11 protein-coding genes are annotated in these 15,609 nt (G+C 36.7%); 3 read left to right on the forward strand and 8 right to left on the reverse strand.

Annotated elements, in window-relative coordinates; genetic code table 11:
* Positions 1–267: 267 nt before the first annotated feature.
* Positions 268–1,905, forward strand: coding sequence for an AraC family transcriptional regulator (locus I215_RS08145; RefSeq protein ID WP_008991487.1), 1,638 nt, complete (start codon positions 268–270; stop codon positions 1,903–1,905).
* A gap of 178 nt (positions 1,906–2,083) precedes the next feature.
* Here I215_RS08145 and I215_RS08150 read toward each other — a convergent pair whose 3' ends face one another.
* On the reverse strand, positions 2,084–2,749 hold the full coding sequence (locus tag I215_RS08150) for a response regulator transcription factor (RefSeq protein WP_040460088.1): 666 nt from the start codon (positions 2,747–2,749) through the stop codon (positions 2,084–2,086).
* A gap of 256 nt (positions 2,750–3,005) precedes the next feature.
* Here I215_RS08150 and I215_RS08155 point away from each other — a divergent pair, with 256 nt between their 5' ends.
* On the forward strand, positions 3,006–3,710 hold the full coding sequence (locus tag I215_RS08155) for a hypothetical protein (RefSeq protein ID WP_008991489.1): 705 nt from the start codon (positions 3,006–3,008) through the stop codon (positions 3,708–3,710).
* 1,333 nt (positions 3,711–5,043) lie between these two features.
* Here I215_RS08155 and agaR read toward each other — a convergent pair.
* From agaR to I215_RS08190, 7 genes are all read right to left on the reverse strand, one after another.
* Positions 5,044–5,814, reverse strand: coding sequence for a transcriptional repressor AgaR (agaR, locus tag I215_RS08160; protein ID WP_008991490.1), 771 nt, complete (start codon positions 5,812–5,814; stop codon positions 5,044–5,046).
* 170 nt (positions 5,815–5,984) lie between these two features.
* On the reverse strand, positions 5,985–7,421 hold the full coding sequence (locus tag I215_RS08165) for a Gfo/Idh/MocA family protein (RefSeq protein ID WP_008991491.1): 1,437 nt from the start codon (positions 7,419–7,421) through the stop codon (positions 5,985–5,987).
* 33 nt (positions 7,422–7,454) lie between these two features.
* The gene (locus I215_RS08170; RefSeq protein ID WP_040460058.1) at positions 7,455–8,441 is read right to left on the reverse strand and encodes an amidohydrolase family protein; all 987 of its coding nucleotides are present in this window, start codon (positions 8,439–8,441) and stop codon (positions 7,455–7,457) included.
* Positions 8,434–9,264, reverse strand: a complete 831-nt coding sequence (locus I215_RS08175) for a class II fructose-bisphosphate aldolase (protein ID WP_008991493.1) — start codon at positions 9,262–9,264, stop codon at positions 8,434–8,436. The genes I215_RS08170 and I215_RS08175 overlap by 8 nt, the downstream gene beginning before the upstream one ends.
* 4 nt (positions 9,265–9,268) lie before the next feature.
* A complete protein-coding gene (locus I215_RS08180) occupies positions 9,269–10,213 on the reverse strand; it encodes a carbohydrate kinase family protein (protein ID WP_008991494.1) in 945 nt (314 codons plus the stop codon).
* Positions 10,203–11,144, reverse strand: coding sequence for a 1-phosphofructokinase family hexose kinase (locus tag I215_RS08185; protein ID WP_008991495.1), 942 nt, complete (start codon positions 11,142–11,144; stop codon positions 10,203–10,205). The genes I215_RS08180 and I215_RS08185 overlap by 11 nt, the downstream gene beginning before the upstream one ends.
* A complete protein-coding gene (locus tag I215_RS08190) occupies positions 11,141–12,283 on the reverse strand; it encodes an SIS domain-containing protein (protein ID WP_008991496.1) in 1,143 nt (380 codons plus the stop codon). The genes I215_RS08185 and I215_RS08190 overlap by 4 nt, the downstream gene beginning before the upstream one ends.
* A 391-nt stretch (positions 12,284–12,674) precedes the next feature.
* On the opposite strand from I215_RS08190, the gene I215_RS08195 reads away from it, so the two are divergent.
* Positions 12,675–15,596 carry a SusC/RagA family TonB-linked outer membrane protein gene (locus I215_RS08195; protein WP_040460061.1) on the forward strand — a complete coding sequence of 974 codons (2,922 nt, stop codon included), beginning with the start codon at positions 12,675–12,677 and terminating at the stop codon, positions 15,594–15,596.
* Positions 15,597–15,609: the final 13 nt, after the last annotated feature.

The raw sequence follows: 15,609 nt of genomic DNA on the forward strand, positions 1-15,609 counted from the left end.
TATGTGGTTTTGTCGATTTAATTTGATGCGGTCATATTCAGAAAATGACCGAGTATATACCCTTATTTTTTTGAGGTGTATTGACCATTTATTTTTTTTTAGTTTATAGCTCTTGTAGAGTTCTAAAACTATATGAATCACTCCTTTGCATTCTACATAGAGGCTATAGTTATTTGATTTTTTGTATTTTAGTAAGGAACACTAGGAGAATACTGATAATCTCCGCATTAATCTTATACCCTTAAACCAACCAATACTAACCGTGTAATGAGTAAATGGATATGTATCATTTCAGTGCTATTTGGACAATTGCTTTTGGTGCAAAGTCCTGAAAAAATTTCTTCAGACTCTTTACTAAGTTTCAGTTATAGCCAGCTACTGAAAGAGTATAAAAAGGAAAAAGATTCTTCGCAAAGAACGCTCTATTTGCTCGCTTATCTCCATAAAGCAAAATATAATCAAGACTCTAAAAAAATTATTGCTGGCTATAAAAATTTATTGCATAATGCACCAGAGAATCATCGTTTGTCTTATGCCGATAGTATGGTTATAACGGCCGAAAAATCCCGTGACAGTGTCCTTCTAGCAACAGCTTATTTAACCAAGGGAGTTGTGTTTTATAGAAAAACAATGTACTCGCGGGCATTGGAATATTATCTAAAAGCTGATGATTTGGCTACAAGTGCTGAAGTATCACCTTATTTACGCTACAAAATAACATATAGTATTGCGCATATTAAACAATACTTAGGCGATTACCAAGAAGCTTTAGTACTCTTTAATTCTTGTTTGGAATTTTATATGGACAACCATCCCCGTGCTTATTTAAATACGTTGCACTCAGTTGCTTTATGTCATAGTAATTTGGGTAATTATTCGTTGAGCAACGATTTTTGTCAATTGGGACTTGAATCTGGTTTGGAAATCGCTAATCATACGATGGATCCTTACTTTATATTATTACAAGGCGTGAATACCTATCATTTACAATCCTATCACCAGGCCATTGATACACTCTGTGCTATTCTTCCCGAGATTGAGAAAAAGGAGGATTTTGCCAATGTGACTTCTGCCAAAGTGCATATCGGACTAAGCCTATGGAAGTTGGATCGATTCGATGAAGCGATCCTGTACTTTCAAGACATGGACAGGACCTTTTCGCTTAAGAATTATATCAACCCTCAGTTTCTCGAGGCTTATAAGCTCTTGATTGAATATTATAATAAAGAAAATGATCAGCAGCGTCAAAACTTTTATAGTCAAAGGCTAATTACAGCTGATAGTGTAATTCATAACAAATACAAGGAGCTTTCTTCCACCGTTTATAAAGAGTATAACCTAGCCAAACTACAGAACGAAAAAAATGCACTTCATCAAAGGTCAACAAGGATACAGCTGTATAGCTTCCTTTGGAAATTACTCGTTGTTTTTTTAGTAGGCTATTCAATGTGGCGCTGGTACCAACAAAAACGCTCTGATAAACAATACCACCTTCCAGAGAAAATTCGACCGAGGAGTGAAAAATACTACGATCAAAATGTCCCATCTGATACCCGAGAAACGATCCTTTATAACCTTAAGAAATTTGAGAAGGAAAAGGAGTATTTAGATGATATAAATCTTAGTTCTTTGGCTCTTAAGCTTAATACCAACTCTAAATACCTATCCATCATAATAAAGGATACTTATGACAAGACCTTTACCTCTTATATCAATGATTTAAAAGTTGATGAGCTTGAACGCATACTCAGAACTAAAAAACACGTTCGACATTATAATTATGCAAATTTAACTGAATTGTTAAACTTTGGGAGTATCTCAAGATTTACAAGAGCTTTTAAATCACGAACAGGTATGACTGTTCAAGGATATATAGAACAAATGGAGAAAACCGAGCGAAGTTAAAACGGTCAGCAGTGATGTGATAAAAAGAAAGTCCTGTGCTAAAATAACACAGGACTAACTGACCCTCACCACCGTAATAATGGCTCAATAATAAAACTATTATCATTGTGGTTGTAAAATTACTTTGATTCAAGGGATACCTATTACGGAATCCCGTAACCATGGCTTTTTCTATAAATTAAATCAACCCAAAATCCTTCACTTGCGAAATTAAGTGAACTGTATTTTTAGCTTTAAAGTAAATTTTTAATTTGTTAATTCGTTTCTCAATACTGCTCACACTAGAAGGATGAATTCCTTGAGCTTTTAGATTCTCAGAGATAATATCTTGATTGTGCCCATAGGATAGTTCTTTTAAAAGACTGATATCATAATCTTGGATCTCGTAGACTGGTTCTTGATTTAACATGCGTACTAGCTCTGGAGAAAGGTAGGTGTCATTCTCTTGAAGATTTTTAATTGTACTAATCATTTCTTTAGAACTCTCCCTTCCTTTACATATATATCCATTCACTCCAGGATTTTTCAAAAGAGATTTTATTTTTTGAGGTCTATCATCAATAGAGTAGATAATGATTTTTATCTCAGGTTGCAATGCCAGAATTGCCTTTGCGAGTTCCTCACCAGAGTTTATTATGCAATCCCTGTGATCCTGCATAAAAGAAAGATCTGAAATCAGCAGATCATAAGGTTCGTTGTCTAGTATCGCTTTTTTACATTTTAAAATCGCATCATCACAGTATTTTGCATGGTGGATTTCAAAATCAAAGGATTTATTCAACTCATCAATCAATCCAAGATTGATAGTATCTATGTCTTCGGCAATTAAAACTTTTTTAAACATCTGATTGTAATTTAATTTAAAATCAACAACTCCACCTAAATATAGGGAGAAAGAATAATTCAAAACTAAGGCATAGGTTTTGTTAAATACTACGGATTTCCTCAAACTAGAAAATAAATTTAAAATAAATAATTTATGGAATTTTTATAGCGAGGGATTTGATTTGAGGTTTTCCGTAATTAGATTTTAAGGGTTTTATATAATTTAGCTTCCAATTAAAAAGTGATTCCACCCAAATTTTAACATTTCAAAAACTATGGATCCTCGGATAAAGTATCTAATTAAAGAGATATTTAAAAAAGCTAAAGAAGAATCAGGTCAAACCTCTGTTTATGCATGCTGCAAACATCTTGAGAATAGATTCAGAGAAGATTTTAAGTGTCATGAGGGAACCTCTTCACGGTCCTTCGCAAGATTACACCAAAAGTATGTAGAAGAGTCACAGAGAGAAAATTCAACTCCAAAGCCTGGACTTTTAGATGCGATGAGCCAGTATTTAGGCTATAGTGATTATCGAAGCTTTTTGTTAGAAGATAAGCCCATATCTTTTAATGGATTTATAAATAGACTTACCAAGATCAGTGTCTCAGAGCGCACCTTAATCGGCATACTTATTCTAATTATATGTTTGATGCTGTCCTATACTATATTTATGAATAATCCTAGCGGTCCTCCTCCTCCTGAATGTATGATCTGGAAAATCACGCATTTTGAAATTATTTCTTGTGAGTTGAGCTTCAATATTGACAAAGCTGGAGAGATTATTGGATTTGATGAAAAATTATACGAGAACATGAAAATGATTCCTAAGAGCGAAGTAAGAGTAGGAAGTTCTTATTATTACAAAGTAGATAGGGATTCGTTGCAATTTTTCTCCTGGTACGGATTACATCCTGTTAATGGCGAAGATTTAAAACCAGTAACAAATTATATCATGGATAAGTATATCGGAAATCAGTAATGTTCTAACTTACAGTGTGTAATTTTTGTTTTTTCTGGTAAGTTGTTAATAAGAAAAAGGGGATTTGTAAAAAATATCTTCTCGGATTGTAATCCGAATTAATAATTTTTTTATATATTAGCCAACAATTAAGTGTTAGGATAGATATCAGTAATTTATCCTTTTTGATTAAGATCCAATTTTATTGAATATTTAGATTTTTCATTTGAAATCTTTAATATGAAAGAGCAACCAACCATTGCACAACCATTATTAAATTGGTCCTTACATCTTGTTTATGGTTTAAGGGTGTCGGTATTTGACAGGTTGAACAGTAAGAAACCAAAAAAGCCAATTTAGTAGTAATTTAAGTGAACTCAATCTTTAGTTCACATAGTAGGATATATGCCTTGTTTGTATAATCCTGCATCTGAAGTATAACTTTCCTTTGAATGTAGCACCATCGATGATGGTAGAAATAATGTATTTAACTTGTTTTTTGCTTATGGCTAAAAATTTAGTTAACCAGTTTATTTCCACCCTTTTTTCAATGGTAGATTTTTAAATAATAAATTTTAGAAAATGATTAATTATAAACTTAAAATATAGCCTGGGATATGGGATAGATAAAGAGAATTAAATAGAAGAAATAGGCCCTCTGTGCATTTGACAGGTGACAGAGAGCCGTAGGAATTAACAAAACTATCGTTTTATTAAAACAACATTCAAAATTATGCAAAAAAAGTGTGTTGACAAGGATTTCTACGCTCAATTTTTCTTATTGATTGCCTTGCTCAAATTTCCCATTTCTACCTGTAGTCAATTACAGGTAGAAGCTTCAAAACATTCTATGTGTTGATTTTTTCCCAGGCTTTAAAAACCAGTAGCTTTCGGTAGGGAGAGCCGTTATAACTGTTCAGTTAGTTCCTATCCAGGTGTTCACGTTCTCATTCCTAATTTGGTTGGAGGAGCTCACACTGACCTAATGGGGTTTCTTGCTTGAGAAACCACTCCCGCCGAATTACTGGTAATTATTAAGATTCGTCCTAAGTCATCTCACAACGAGCTTAGGACCAAATACGGTACGATAGGAATTTTTAAACCAAGGTCCTAATCCAATAAACGACTTTTGATTCTAGTACATTAGAAACGAAGTTACTTATGATGTGCAGATAAATAGATTCTGTTGTTGTGAGCGCAACTAGATTATATGGTCAAGCTTTATGACCGCTAAGCCAAATATATAGTTGAACTGTAGCTTGTTTTCAGCTTAAACGAGTTACATTTAGTAATTAGTTGTACCTGATTAATTCGACAACCAATAAAACCGTATCAGTTGTCTTGAATCCCTTGTTTAGGGTCTAGCTATAATAACTTCAACGTTTTTCTTCTGAAGAATTTCAATTGTTTCTTCATCGATCTTTTCATCGGTAATCAACTTATCGATTTTATCAAAATTACTGATAAAAGCAAAGCCACTACGAGTGAATTTTGAAGAGTCAGAAACCACGATCACTTCTTCTGCGATCTCAATCATAATCTGATTCAGATAAGCCTCCTCCATATAGTGGGTGAAAATACCTAGATTAGGTTTAATACCATCCACACCTAGGAAGAGTTTATTGCAATAAAGTTGTTTGAAATTACGTTCTGCCATTGGTCCGACTAAGGACATGGAAAATTCTTTTAGATATCCTCCAGGCATGAATACTTCCAGATTTTTATAGTTAGCAAGATTATTGACAATGTCAAGAGCATTACTAATTACTGTAAGCCTTTTGAAATGACTTAAATTGTTTCCGATCTCAAAGGTTGTTGTTCCGGAATCCAATATGATACTGTCATCTTCTTTGATTAAACTTGCAGCCTTTTTACCGATCACCCTTTTTATATCGTGATTGATTCGCTTTTTCTCTGTAACGGTCAATGCTAAATTGTTGGTCTTAAACGCCCCACCATGTGCTCGGATCAACAAATTGTTTTTTTCTAATTTATCCAGATCATTTCGGATAGTGACCTCACTCACTCCTAAAAGTTCACTTAACTCATTTACATTTACTTGGCCTACTTCGTCGAGTTTTTGCAGAATGAACGATCTTCTTTGAGCGGTCTTTTTCATTTTCATTGTTGGTGATTTAGCAATTTTTAATTTATTTCCCGCACAGTCTATAGAACTTTTACGGATTGTTCTTGGTAAAAATAATAATTAAATTCTAAATGTATGGCAAAAAAGCATATGACCGAAAAAATCGGCCATATGTATTTGAAAAATGATGTAATTGTTGCTTTATTTTTTTATAAAAGCACATTGGTGTTCCCTGCACCCTGAAGAGAAATATCTACTGGAGCATTTGATTTCCATGCACCTCTTGTGAAATCAGGTACGTCAATAGATTGTGCTCTATTGGCTACTGATTGTTCGCTCAAAGGAGAAAAAGCACTCCAAAGGGCTGCATCATATACATCCTGATCAAGAGCAAGTCCATTTCTTAGACAGTCGATAAGTCTCCAATCCATGATGAAGTCCATACCACCGTGACCACCTACTTGTTTGGCAAGTGCTCCAACCTTTTTGATGATTTCAGGGGTGTATTTTTCTTCCACCGCATTCATTTCATCTTCTTTTAACCAGCTGTGACCTTTAGCGATTCGCTGTGGTGATGGCCATTTTCTAGCCATAGCTTCTGTACCACTTACTAGGTGAATTCTAGAATAAGGTCGCGGTGAGCTAACATCGTGTTGGATCATTATGCTACGACCGTTTTTAGTTTTTACCATAGTGGTGTTCATATTACCACGGAAGTCAGCACCAGTATAATCTTGATAGAAACTATCTTCTTTGGCAAGTTCAACAGCACGTTGGTGCATGCTGAAGTCATTAGAAGAAAGCGAGGTTAAATAATCCATTTGATCCCCTCTGTTTACATTCATGATTTGACAAATAGGACCTAATCCATGAGTGGCATATAAGTTTCCGTCTCTACCGATATTTTCTTTAAGACGCCACATGCTTTCATAACCGTTTTCCTTTTCGAAGTTTAGATCCACAAGGTCGTGAATGTAAGCGCCCTCACCATGAATGATTTCACCGAAATAACCTTGTCTGGCCATATTTAAAGTAAGTAGCTCAAAGAAGTCATAACAACAATTTTCGAGCATCATACAATGCTTTTTAGTACGCTCAGAAGTTTCCACTAGCTGCCAACATTCCTCCACAGTTTTGGCTGCAGGAACTTCTACAGCTACGTGTTTTCCAGCTTCCATTCCATAAACGGCCATAGGAGTGTGAAGGTCCCAAGGAGTTGCTATGTATAGAAGGTCGATATCATCACGATCGAACATTTTTTTCCAAGCATCTGGACCATCAGAATATAAATCAGGTTTGTGTGAAGTTCCTTTTATGGATTCTAAAACCTTATCCAATTGCTTTGGACGAATATCACAAAGTGCTTTAATTTCTACACCTTCTATATAGCTCATACGTTTAACTGCATGAGGTCCACGCATTCCTAATCCGACAAATCCGATTCGAACCTTGTCTAATTTTGGTGCCTTATAGCCAGACATATTAAAAATTTGGCTTCCGTTTTGTTGCCCCGAAGAGGCTGAAGTAGCCGCTACTATCGTATTGTTTTCAGTCTTGGTTTGACAAGCTGCAAGAACACTTCCACTGGCAATTCCTAAACCAGCAAGAGATCCTATTTTTAAAAAATTTCTTCTATTGTCATTCATAATGTTGGAGTTAAAGTGTTTAATAAATGCCCATTAGAACCCATAGGTATCCACAGCATTTTGGTAAAATATTTTTTGTAAAACCGTTTCTGGTAATTGAAGTCCCTTAAATTCCCCTTTAAATTCTGGGGCAGTCATTGTTTTATTAGTAGCAAAGAAATCCCAATGGCTGTTCCACAGGCTTTCAAATCTTTCAATAAGCTCTTTCTCATTCATGCTACCATCATCAATTACATCAGTACCATAAATGATTCTATCTTGATATTTAATAAAGAAGTCTTTAACTTTTTCAGCATCTTCTTTTGCCTGAAGTTGAACGTGACAAATACGCTCAGCTAAGTCTGTTTTACTGTTGGGATATTTATCTAGTCTTTCAGCGACTTGGTCAATAGACCACTCCATGCTGAATAGGTGAAGCCCAACGTATTTTAAATTTGGGAATTTATCCAAGACAGCGTCTCTTGCCTGCATTTGCTGCTCATAAGTGGGATACTCTGGAAGTAAATGCATATGGTATTCAGGATGCGCTGAAAAATAATTTCTATCTGAATCCACGGTCATTTCCTCCAAAGGCAACCAACAGTTTCTCGGTTCTCCTTGATGACCGATCAGAAGTATATTATTTTCCGATAAGTACTGGTAAATAGGATCAAATCGCGGATCATCTAAAAGGACAAAGTTTCCATCCTGATCCTTGACACCAGGATCCATACCGATGTTTTTCCAGATTTTAACACCTACAGCTCCTTTTTCAAGCCCTGATTTTATTTGCTTCATAGCATGAGGCAACCACTGTGGTGTATTCCAATATGTAGTATCAAAACTGGTAAAATATCGAATACTACCAGGGTATTTCTCTAACAGATCGTGTACGATCTGTTGTTGCTCTTCAAGCGGGTCAAAAAATGGAATGTCGGTATTGATTGACAAAAAGCGAGCATCGTACTTTTGAGCCAGCTTCATCTTCGCCTCCGACCTAGTGTTTAAATGGACATGTGCATCGATAAAAGGTTTAAGCATCGGAATAGTTTTTTATCATGATGAGTTTAGTTTTTACCAGATCTGTAACCTGGGAAGTAGCTTTAGGAAATACCTTTCTCAAATCGATCTCATCATTATTGCTGAGCTCGTTCTGTAAGGTTTTCATAAATATATTTTTAATTTCAGTAGCTAGATTGACTTTACAAATACCGTTGCTAATAGCCTGTTGTACCTGATCATGAGGAACTCCAGAACTCCCGTGTAACACCAGAGTAGAGGGTGTTACTTCATGAATCGCCTTTAATAGGTCGATATCCAATTTTGGTGTTTGCTTGTAGAAACCATGCGCAGTTCCAATGGCGATAGCCAAGGCATCAACGCCAGTTGCCTCTACAAAATCTTTAGCTTCTTGTGGCTGAGTGAATCCTTGAGCACCATGCTCTTGTCCTAACTTTGCCACATAACCCAATTCAGCTTCTACATGAGCGCCATATGCTTTAGCGCGCTGTACCACGTCTTGGGTGATTTTTATATTTTCTTCAAATGGCAATTCACTTCCATCGATCATCACTGAATCAAATCCAGCATCTAGGCATCGTTGAACTAAATCAACGGAGCCGCCGTGATCTAAATGGATCCAACCCTCCACATTAAATTGCTCCAGGCTAGCGCGACCGAGTTTAACTGCAGTCTCTAAGCCCATATAATCGATGGAGCTCTGGGTGAGTTGCAGAATCACAGGTTCATTTAATTCTGAAGCAGCCCTTAACACCCCGTGTAGGGTTTCCAAATTATAATAATTAGTGGCTAGTAAACCACGTTTTTCTTTGGTAAATTGTTGTAATTTTTCTTTTAATCGCATTGGTTTAATATTCAGAATTAAATTTTTCCTTTAAGGTCTTTTTTATTGTATCTATAGAAGAGAATGCAGCAGTACCACCAGCAGCGGTCGTACTTAATGCACCCATTAAATTTCCGTATTCAAGGCATTGCTCAAGAGAGCTTCCGCTGATGTATTTTTTGATGAATCCAGAATTAAACGAATCCCCAGCTCCAATAGTGTCCACTGGATTATCATTGGTAAAAGCAGCTGCAGAAATACGTTTTCCATTCTCTACGGCTAAACTTCCTTTATCTCCTAGTTTTATCACCGAAATATTACTATAGGGAGCAATGGCCTCAAGTCCTTGGTCGAGGCTCTCCTTTTTAGTTAATGCCAGCAACTCAGCCTGGTTAGGCATGAATATATCCACAAGTGGCAAACAATTCTTAAAATCAAAATCCCAACGATTTTCAGGATCCCATTGTAAGTCTAATGATGTGGTGAGTCCTAAGCTTTTCGCCTTTTCAAATATTTTGACAATATCCTGTCGTATTCCTTTTTGAATAAAAAAATTAGAGAGATGAAGGTGTTTGAAGCCAGTAAGATCAGCCCATGGAATCTTTTGGTATGTTAAAGCTTCCATTGCCCCACAATAAGTGACATTGGCACGGTCCTGATCATAACTCATCACTACAGTGATTCCAGATTGATGTTCTGATGTTTTTTGTATAAAATCTGTTTTGACTCCTTTTGAATCTAACGAATTAAGGATGAATGTTCCAAAATCATCCGTTCCTATAAGGCCACAGAAATAAGTATCTACTCCAATAGCTGAAGCATTTGCAGCCATGATGGCTGACGAACTTCCTAAGGTAAGGTTCATCTTTTGCGCTAGAATTTCGGTTCCAATTTCTGGAAACCCTTCGATCTGGTTTAAGATCAAATCGACATTCAGCTCTCCGATAACCAATAATTCCTTAGTCGGCATAATTTGATGTATTAAGTTTAATATTTTTCACTACTACTTTTTTAAGCAGCTCCTCTACCGTCTCTTTTCGAAGCTCTCCAAGTTCTTCGTGTAAACAATTGGCAGCTCCACAAGAGGCTCCGTAAGCAGCTATCTGCTCACTCGAGAAATTGTTGTGCACAGCATAAGCAATCCCAGCCGTTAGACAATCTCCAGCGCCAACTGTACTAATAACTTTTTCTAAACTTACATTGGAATGATAAAGTTCACCCATGTAATAAAGCCATAAACCTTCAGCTCCTTTGGTGATTGCTATAAGTTCCACCTTTTCCTTTAGTTTCTCTATGATCTGCTCAATAGAATCAGTTCCCAGCAGTTCGCTCGCTTCATGTTCATTTAAGTGAATGCCGAAAAAGGACTCAGAGATACTCTCCTTAAGTTGATCCCCAGAGCAGTCGATTATTATTTTCTTTCCAGCCTTATTGACACAATCGATCAAGTTTTTGGTAGCTGTTTTAGGAGCGCCCTTTGGCCATGAACCAGAAAGGCAGATCAGCTCGTGATCCTTAATTTCTTTTTCAAAGGCTGTTTTAAATTCATTCCAATGGTCTGAATTAAACACAGGACCTGGTTCTAATAATTCGGTATTGGCAAATGTTGGATTGTTAGATCTAAAGGTATAACATTTTCTGTTTTGTCCCTCGATGGAAATGCCACTAATGTTAATTCCACGTAAATCCAACTGCTGTTGTATCCACTGGCCAGTATTACCAGCCCAGTTGGCCATTAATGTATTTTTCTGTCCCAATTCCTGTAATGCCATGGCAATATGTGTCGCCTTCCCTCCAGGAAATTCTTCCAATTTGGTAATGCGATTCGAATGCCCTGGCTTTAGATTCTCCAACCAAGCATAGGTGTCAATCGATGGATTTGGACAGACGCTTAAGATCATTTTTCTTTTCTTTTGTAGATGGTAACACCCTGGACAACTCTATTGATAGCTCCCGATACAGAAGGATTGTCTGGATCAAGGCCAAGTGTTAGAGATTTATGAAGACCTAATAGCTGCCCTACCAAAGTAGTAGGCACTGCATTAAGGTTATCAGAATGTTTAAAGGCTGATGTTACTATATGTTTAGAATTCTCCAATTCAAGTGTAGGCTCATCTGTGATTGTCAGTGATTGAATTTTTCTCGCATCACGTGCAATATCCTCAGCAAGATCTTTTTCATATCTAAAAACATGAGGGTCATTTGAGAATAAATAAACCACTAGGGTGTTGGCGTTTACAACAGCTCTAGGACCGTGTCTAAAACCTAAAAATGAATCGTGTTTACAGATCACTTGGCCATCGGTAAGTTCCTGAAGCTTTAAGTGACATTCTCTAGCGATCCCTACCATAGGACCTGATCCTAAAAATACAACACGTTCAAAGTTACTCTTGGCAATTTCTTTAAAGACATCTTCGGCCTTTAGGAGATCCTCTCCAATAGCAATCATATTAGTTACGGCCTGTTGTTTGCTCTCGATGTTATCGATGTCAAAAACCAAAAGGGCCGTTAATAACATGGCTGTAAAGCTACTAGTCATAGCTAAACTCTTATCATTGGTCTCCTCAGGAAGCTGAATACTATATAGAGGATTCTTAGTGTCAAAATTAGCAAGTTTACCTTCTGGATTACACGTAATAATAAGGTGATATGCATTGTCACAGTGCTGATCTAAAAGGGAAGCAGCCTCTAAACTCTCTGGGCTATTCCCTGATCTAGCAAAGGAGATTAAAAGCGTCGGTCTTTGCTTTATAAAAAAGGCCTCAGGATGTGTTACTAAATCAGTAGTAGCTACAAGTTGTGTAGGTAAATTTGTCTGCTGTTGGATGGTGCCTTGAGCAACTTCTCCGACAAATGCTGACGAACCAGCCCCCGTGAGGATGATTCTTAAATCTTTCAGTTGTAAGATAGGCGAAAGAAATAATGCAATATCTTTCTTAGTTTCTACCAGTAAAGAAAAGGTTTCATTCCATAGTCTAGGTTGTGCCTTAATTTCTTTTTCTGTGTGTTTGTTGATATAGGTTGTGATATCCTTTTCCATATGATATTCGTTTAAAGCATTTGTACTATAACTGATGTGTTAATCTACAATAAAAATAGTCCATACTACTTTTCTTGACAAATTAAAGTAAATAAAACGTAAATCAAAAATCTTTCGTTACCCTTTTTTTAAATTTATTCATAAGGCCGCGCGGGAAGGTGCTGTCAACCCTATAACGATGTCGTGTATGACTAATTCATTAAAACTGTTAAAACTATAACAAAACAATACGTAAGTTATTTTAACGCCAAAATTTGTTTATTTTAAAATTATTTTTACTTTAGCGCCTAATATGAAATAAATTAGCTTTCTATTTCTTATTAAATTTTTAAAACATGATAATAATAACTAAACGGAAAAACTAATTGTTACTTAAAAACCTAGAAGTATTATGAAGAAATATCTTTTTACATGGATTGGCATGTGCTGTTTCTTGTTTTCCTTTGCACAGGATAAGCAAGTCTCTGGAACAGTAACAGATGCTGAAACCGGTGTGCCCATTCCAGGAGTTAGTGTTCTGGTAAAAGGTACTAATCGAGGATCTGCTACTGACTTTGATGGACTTTTTGAATTGAATGTAGCAGAAAATGCTACGCTGGTATTCTCTTATATCGGCTATGAAAATAAAGAAATTAGTGTAGCTGGACAGTCTGAGCTTCAAGTTAGCTTGGCTGTCTCAGCAGCTCAGCTAGATGAGGTGGTGGTCGTTGCCTATGGAACTCAAACCAAAGAAGAAGTAACAGCTTCGGTCTCTACCATTGACGCTGAAGAATTAAATGATGTTACCTCCACCGACGTATCAACAATGATGCAAGGGAAGGTAGCAGGTGTACAAGTAGTACAAAGTTCAGGTCAGCCTGGTTCTGTACCTGATATCCGTATTCGTGGAGTGTCATCTATTGATGGTGGCGTTAGTCCATTATGGGTTGTAGACGGGGTGATTATGCATGGAACTCCCAATTTAAATCCGAACGAAATTGAAACTCTTTCTGTATTGAAAGATGCTTCGGCTACATCTTTATATGGATCACGTGGTGCTAATGGAGTAGTTGTGGTGACAACAAAGAGTGCTAAAAAAGGAAGAAGTGAACTGACCTTGATATCTAAAACAGGATTTTCAACATTTAATGCTGGGAATTTTGACCTTATGAACTCAGCTCAAATGTACGATCATTATGGGGAGTTTGGAGATAGTTTTATTCCGTCAGATAATCCTTGGTTCACTCCAGATTTGCTTAATCGCGATTACGACTGGGTTGCTCAGGGAACTCAAACTGGAGTAGTTCAAGATCACAACCTTATTTTTACTGCTGGTGAGGAGAACTCTAAAACATATGTATCACTTGGATATTATGATGAAACAGGTACTATAAAAGGATACCAATATGATAAGTTAAGTTTTCGAATCAACCACGATCACGAAATCGGGGAACGTTTGACTATTAAACCTAAGATCGCTGTTAATTATAATACCAGAGAAAGTAAACAACATTCGCTTTATGCAATGCAAACTTATATGCCTTGGGATTCTCCTTATGATGCCTCTGGAGAAATTGTAAATCCTCAGGAAAATGGTGTTCCATGGATTGGAAGGGATAAGAGTAATTACCTTTATGATCTGCAGTGGAACCACGGTAATTCTTCTGTATTCAATTTATATTCAAATTTCGATATTGAATTTAAAATCACTGATCATTTGAAGTTTATCTCCACCAATGGATATACACTTTACAGATCAGAGAGCAAATCTTATACTGATCCTGCCTCTAACGGTGGAATGGCAGATGGAGGTTTGTTAGGCCAGTCAACTTCAAAACGTATCACGCGATTTACCAATCAAATGGTAAAGTATATGAATAATTGGGGTGATCATAATTTTACAGCTTTGGCAGCTTACGAATACAATGATTATGTATATGATGATTTTTCCGCCACAGGTGCTGGTATTGTTGCAGGTACTGAAATTCTCGCTAATGCAGCCACGCCAAAGAGCGTTGGAGGTTTTAAAAACGAATATGCATTACAATCCTTTTTGTTCAATGCTAACTACGGCTTTGATGATAGGTATATGACTCAGCTATCTATTCGTAGAGATGGGGCTTCCAATTTTGGTGAAAACAACCAATACGGAACCTTTTACTCTGCTAGTGTGGGTTGGAATGTTCACAATGAGGAATTCTTTAACGTGGACGCCATTCAAGAGTTAAAGTTTCGTGCCAGCTATGGTGCGGTCGGAAATAGACCAAATTCATTATACCCTCAATATGATTTATATGCCTTGACAAACACCTATAATGGTGTTCCAGTAACCACACCTTCTCAATTAGGAAATCCTGATGTGGGTTGGGAAAAATCATATCAAACAAATATCGGATTTGATGCATTCTTACTGGATCGCATTGGACTTACTTTTGACTATTATATAAAGGATACCTCTGACTTACTTTATTTTATCACTATTCCTGAAGTTACTGGTTATAGTGGTTCTTGGGAGAATATTGGTGGTGTGAAAAATAATGGATTTGAGTTATTTGTAGATGCAGATGTGATTCGTAGCCAAGACTTTTTATGGTCTTTAAACTTTAATATCGGTTTCAACACCAATGAAATTACTGAACTCTATCAGGGAGAGCCGATTATTCGCGGAAATAAACGTCTTAATGTTGGACAGGATATCAATACCTGGTTTATGCGTAAATGGGCTGGAGTTGATCCAGAAAATGGAGATCCACTTTGGGAGCTAATTGATCAGGAGACTGGTGAGGTGACAACTACCAATAACTGGAATGATGCTACCCAACAAGAAGTGGGTACTTCAACACCTGATTATTACGGTGGTTTTGGGACTTCTTTCAGCTATAAAGGAATTAACCTTTCGGCCAACTTTGCCTATAGTAAAGGAAATGAGGTCTACAACTACAGTAGAGAGTTGTATGATGCTGACGGAGCGTACCCTACCTACAATCAACAAGTCCTAGCCGATGGTTGGAGTCGTTGGGCAGCTCCTGGGGATATTGCCACACACCCAAGACCAGTATATGGAGGTAATAATTTATCAAACAAGACTTCTTCTAGATATTTAGAAGACGGAAGCTTTTTGAGAATGAGAAATGTTCGATTAGGATACAACTTTGATTCTCAATGGATAGAGAATCTTGGTATGTCTAATTTAAACCTGTATATCTCAGGTGACAACCTATGGACTATTACTGATTTTTCAGGTATGGATCCTGAGGTTGGTGTAGATGGAACCTACAATACTTTATATCCAGTGGCTAAAAGGTTAACTGTCGGAATCTCTGCTTCATTCTAATTTTAAATCGAGA

The organism is Galbibacter marinus (genome assembly GCF_000300875.1).
GTDB classification, from domain to species: Bacteria; Bacteroidota; Bacteroidia; order Flavobacteriales; family Flavobacteriaceae; genus Galbibacter; species Galbibacter marinus.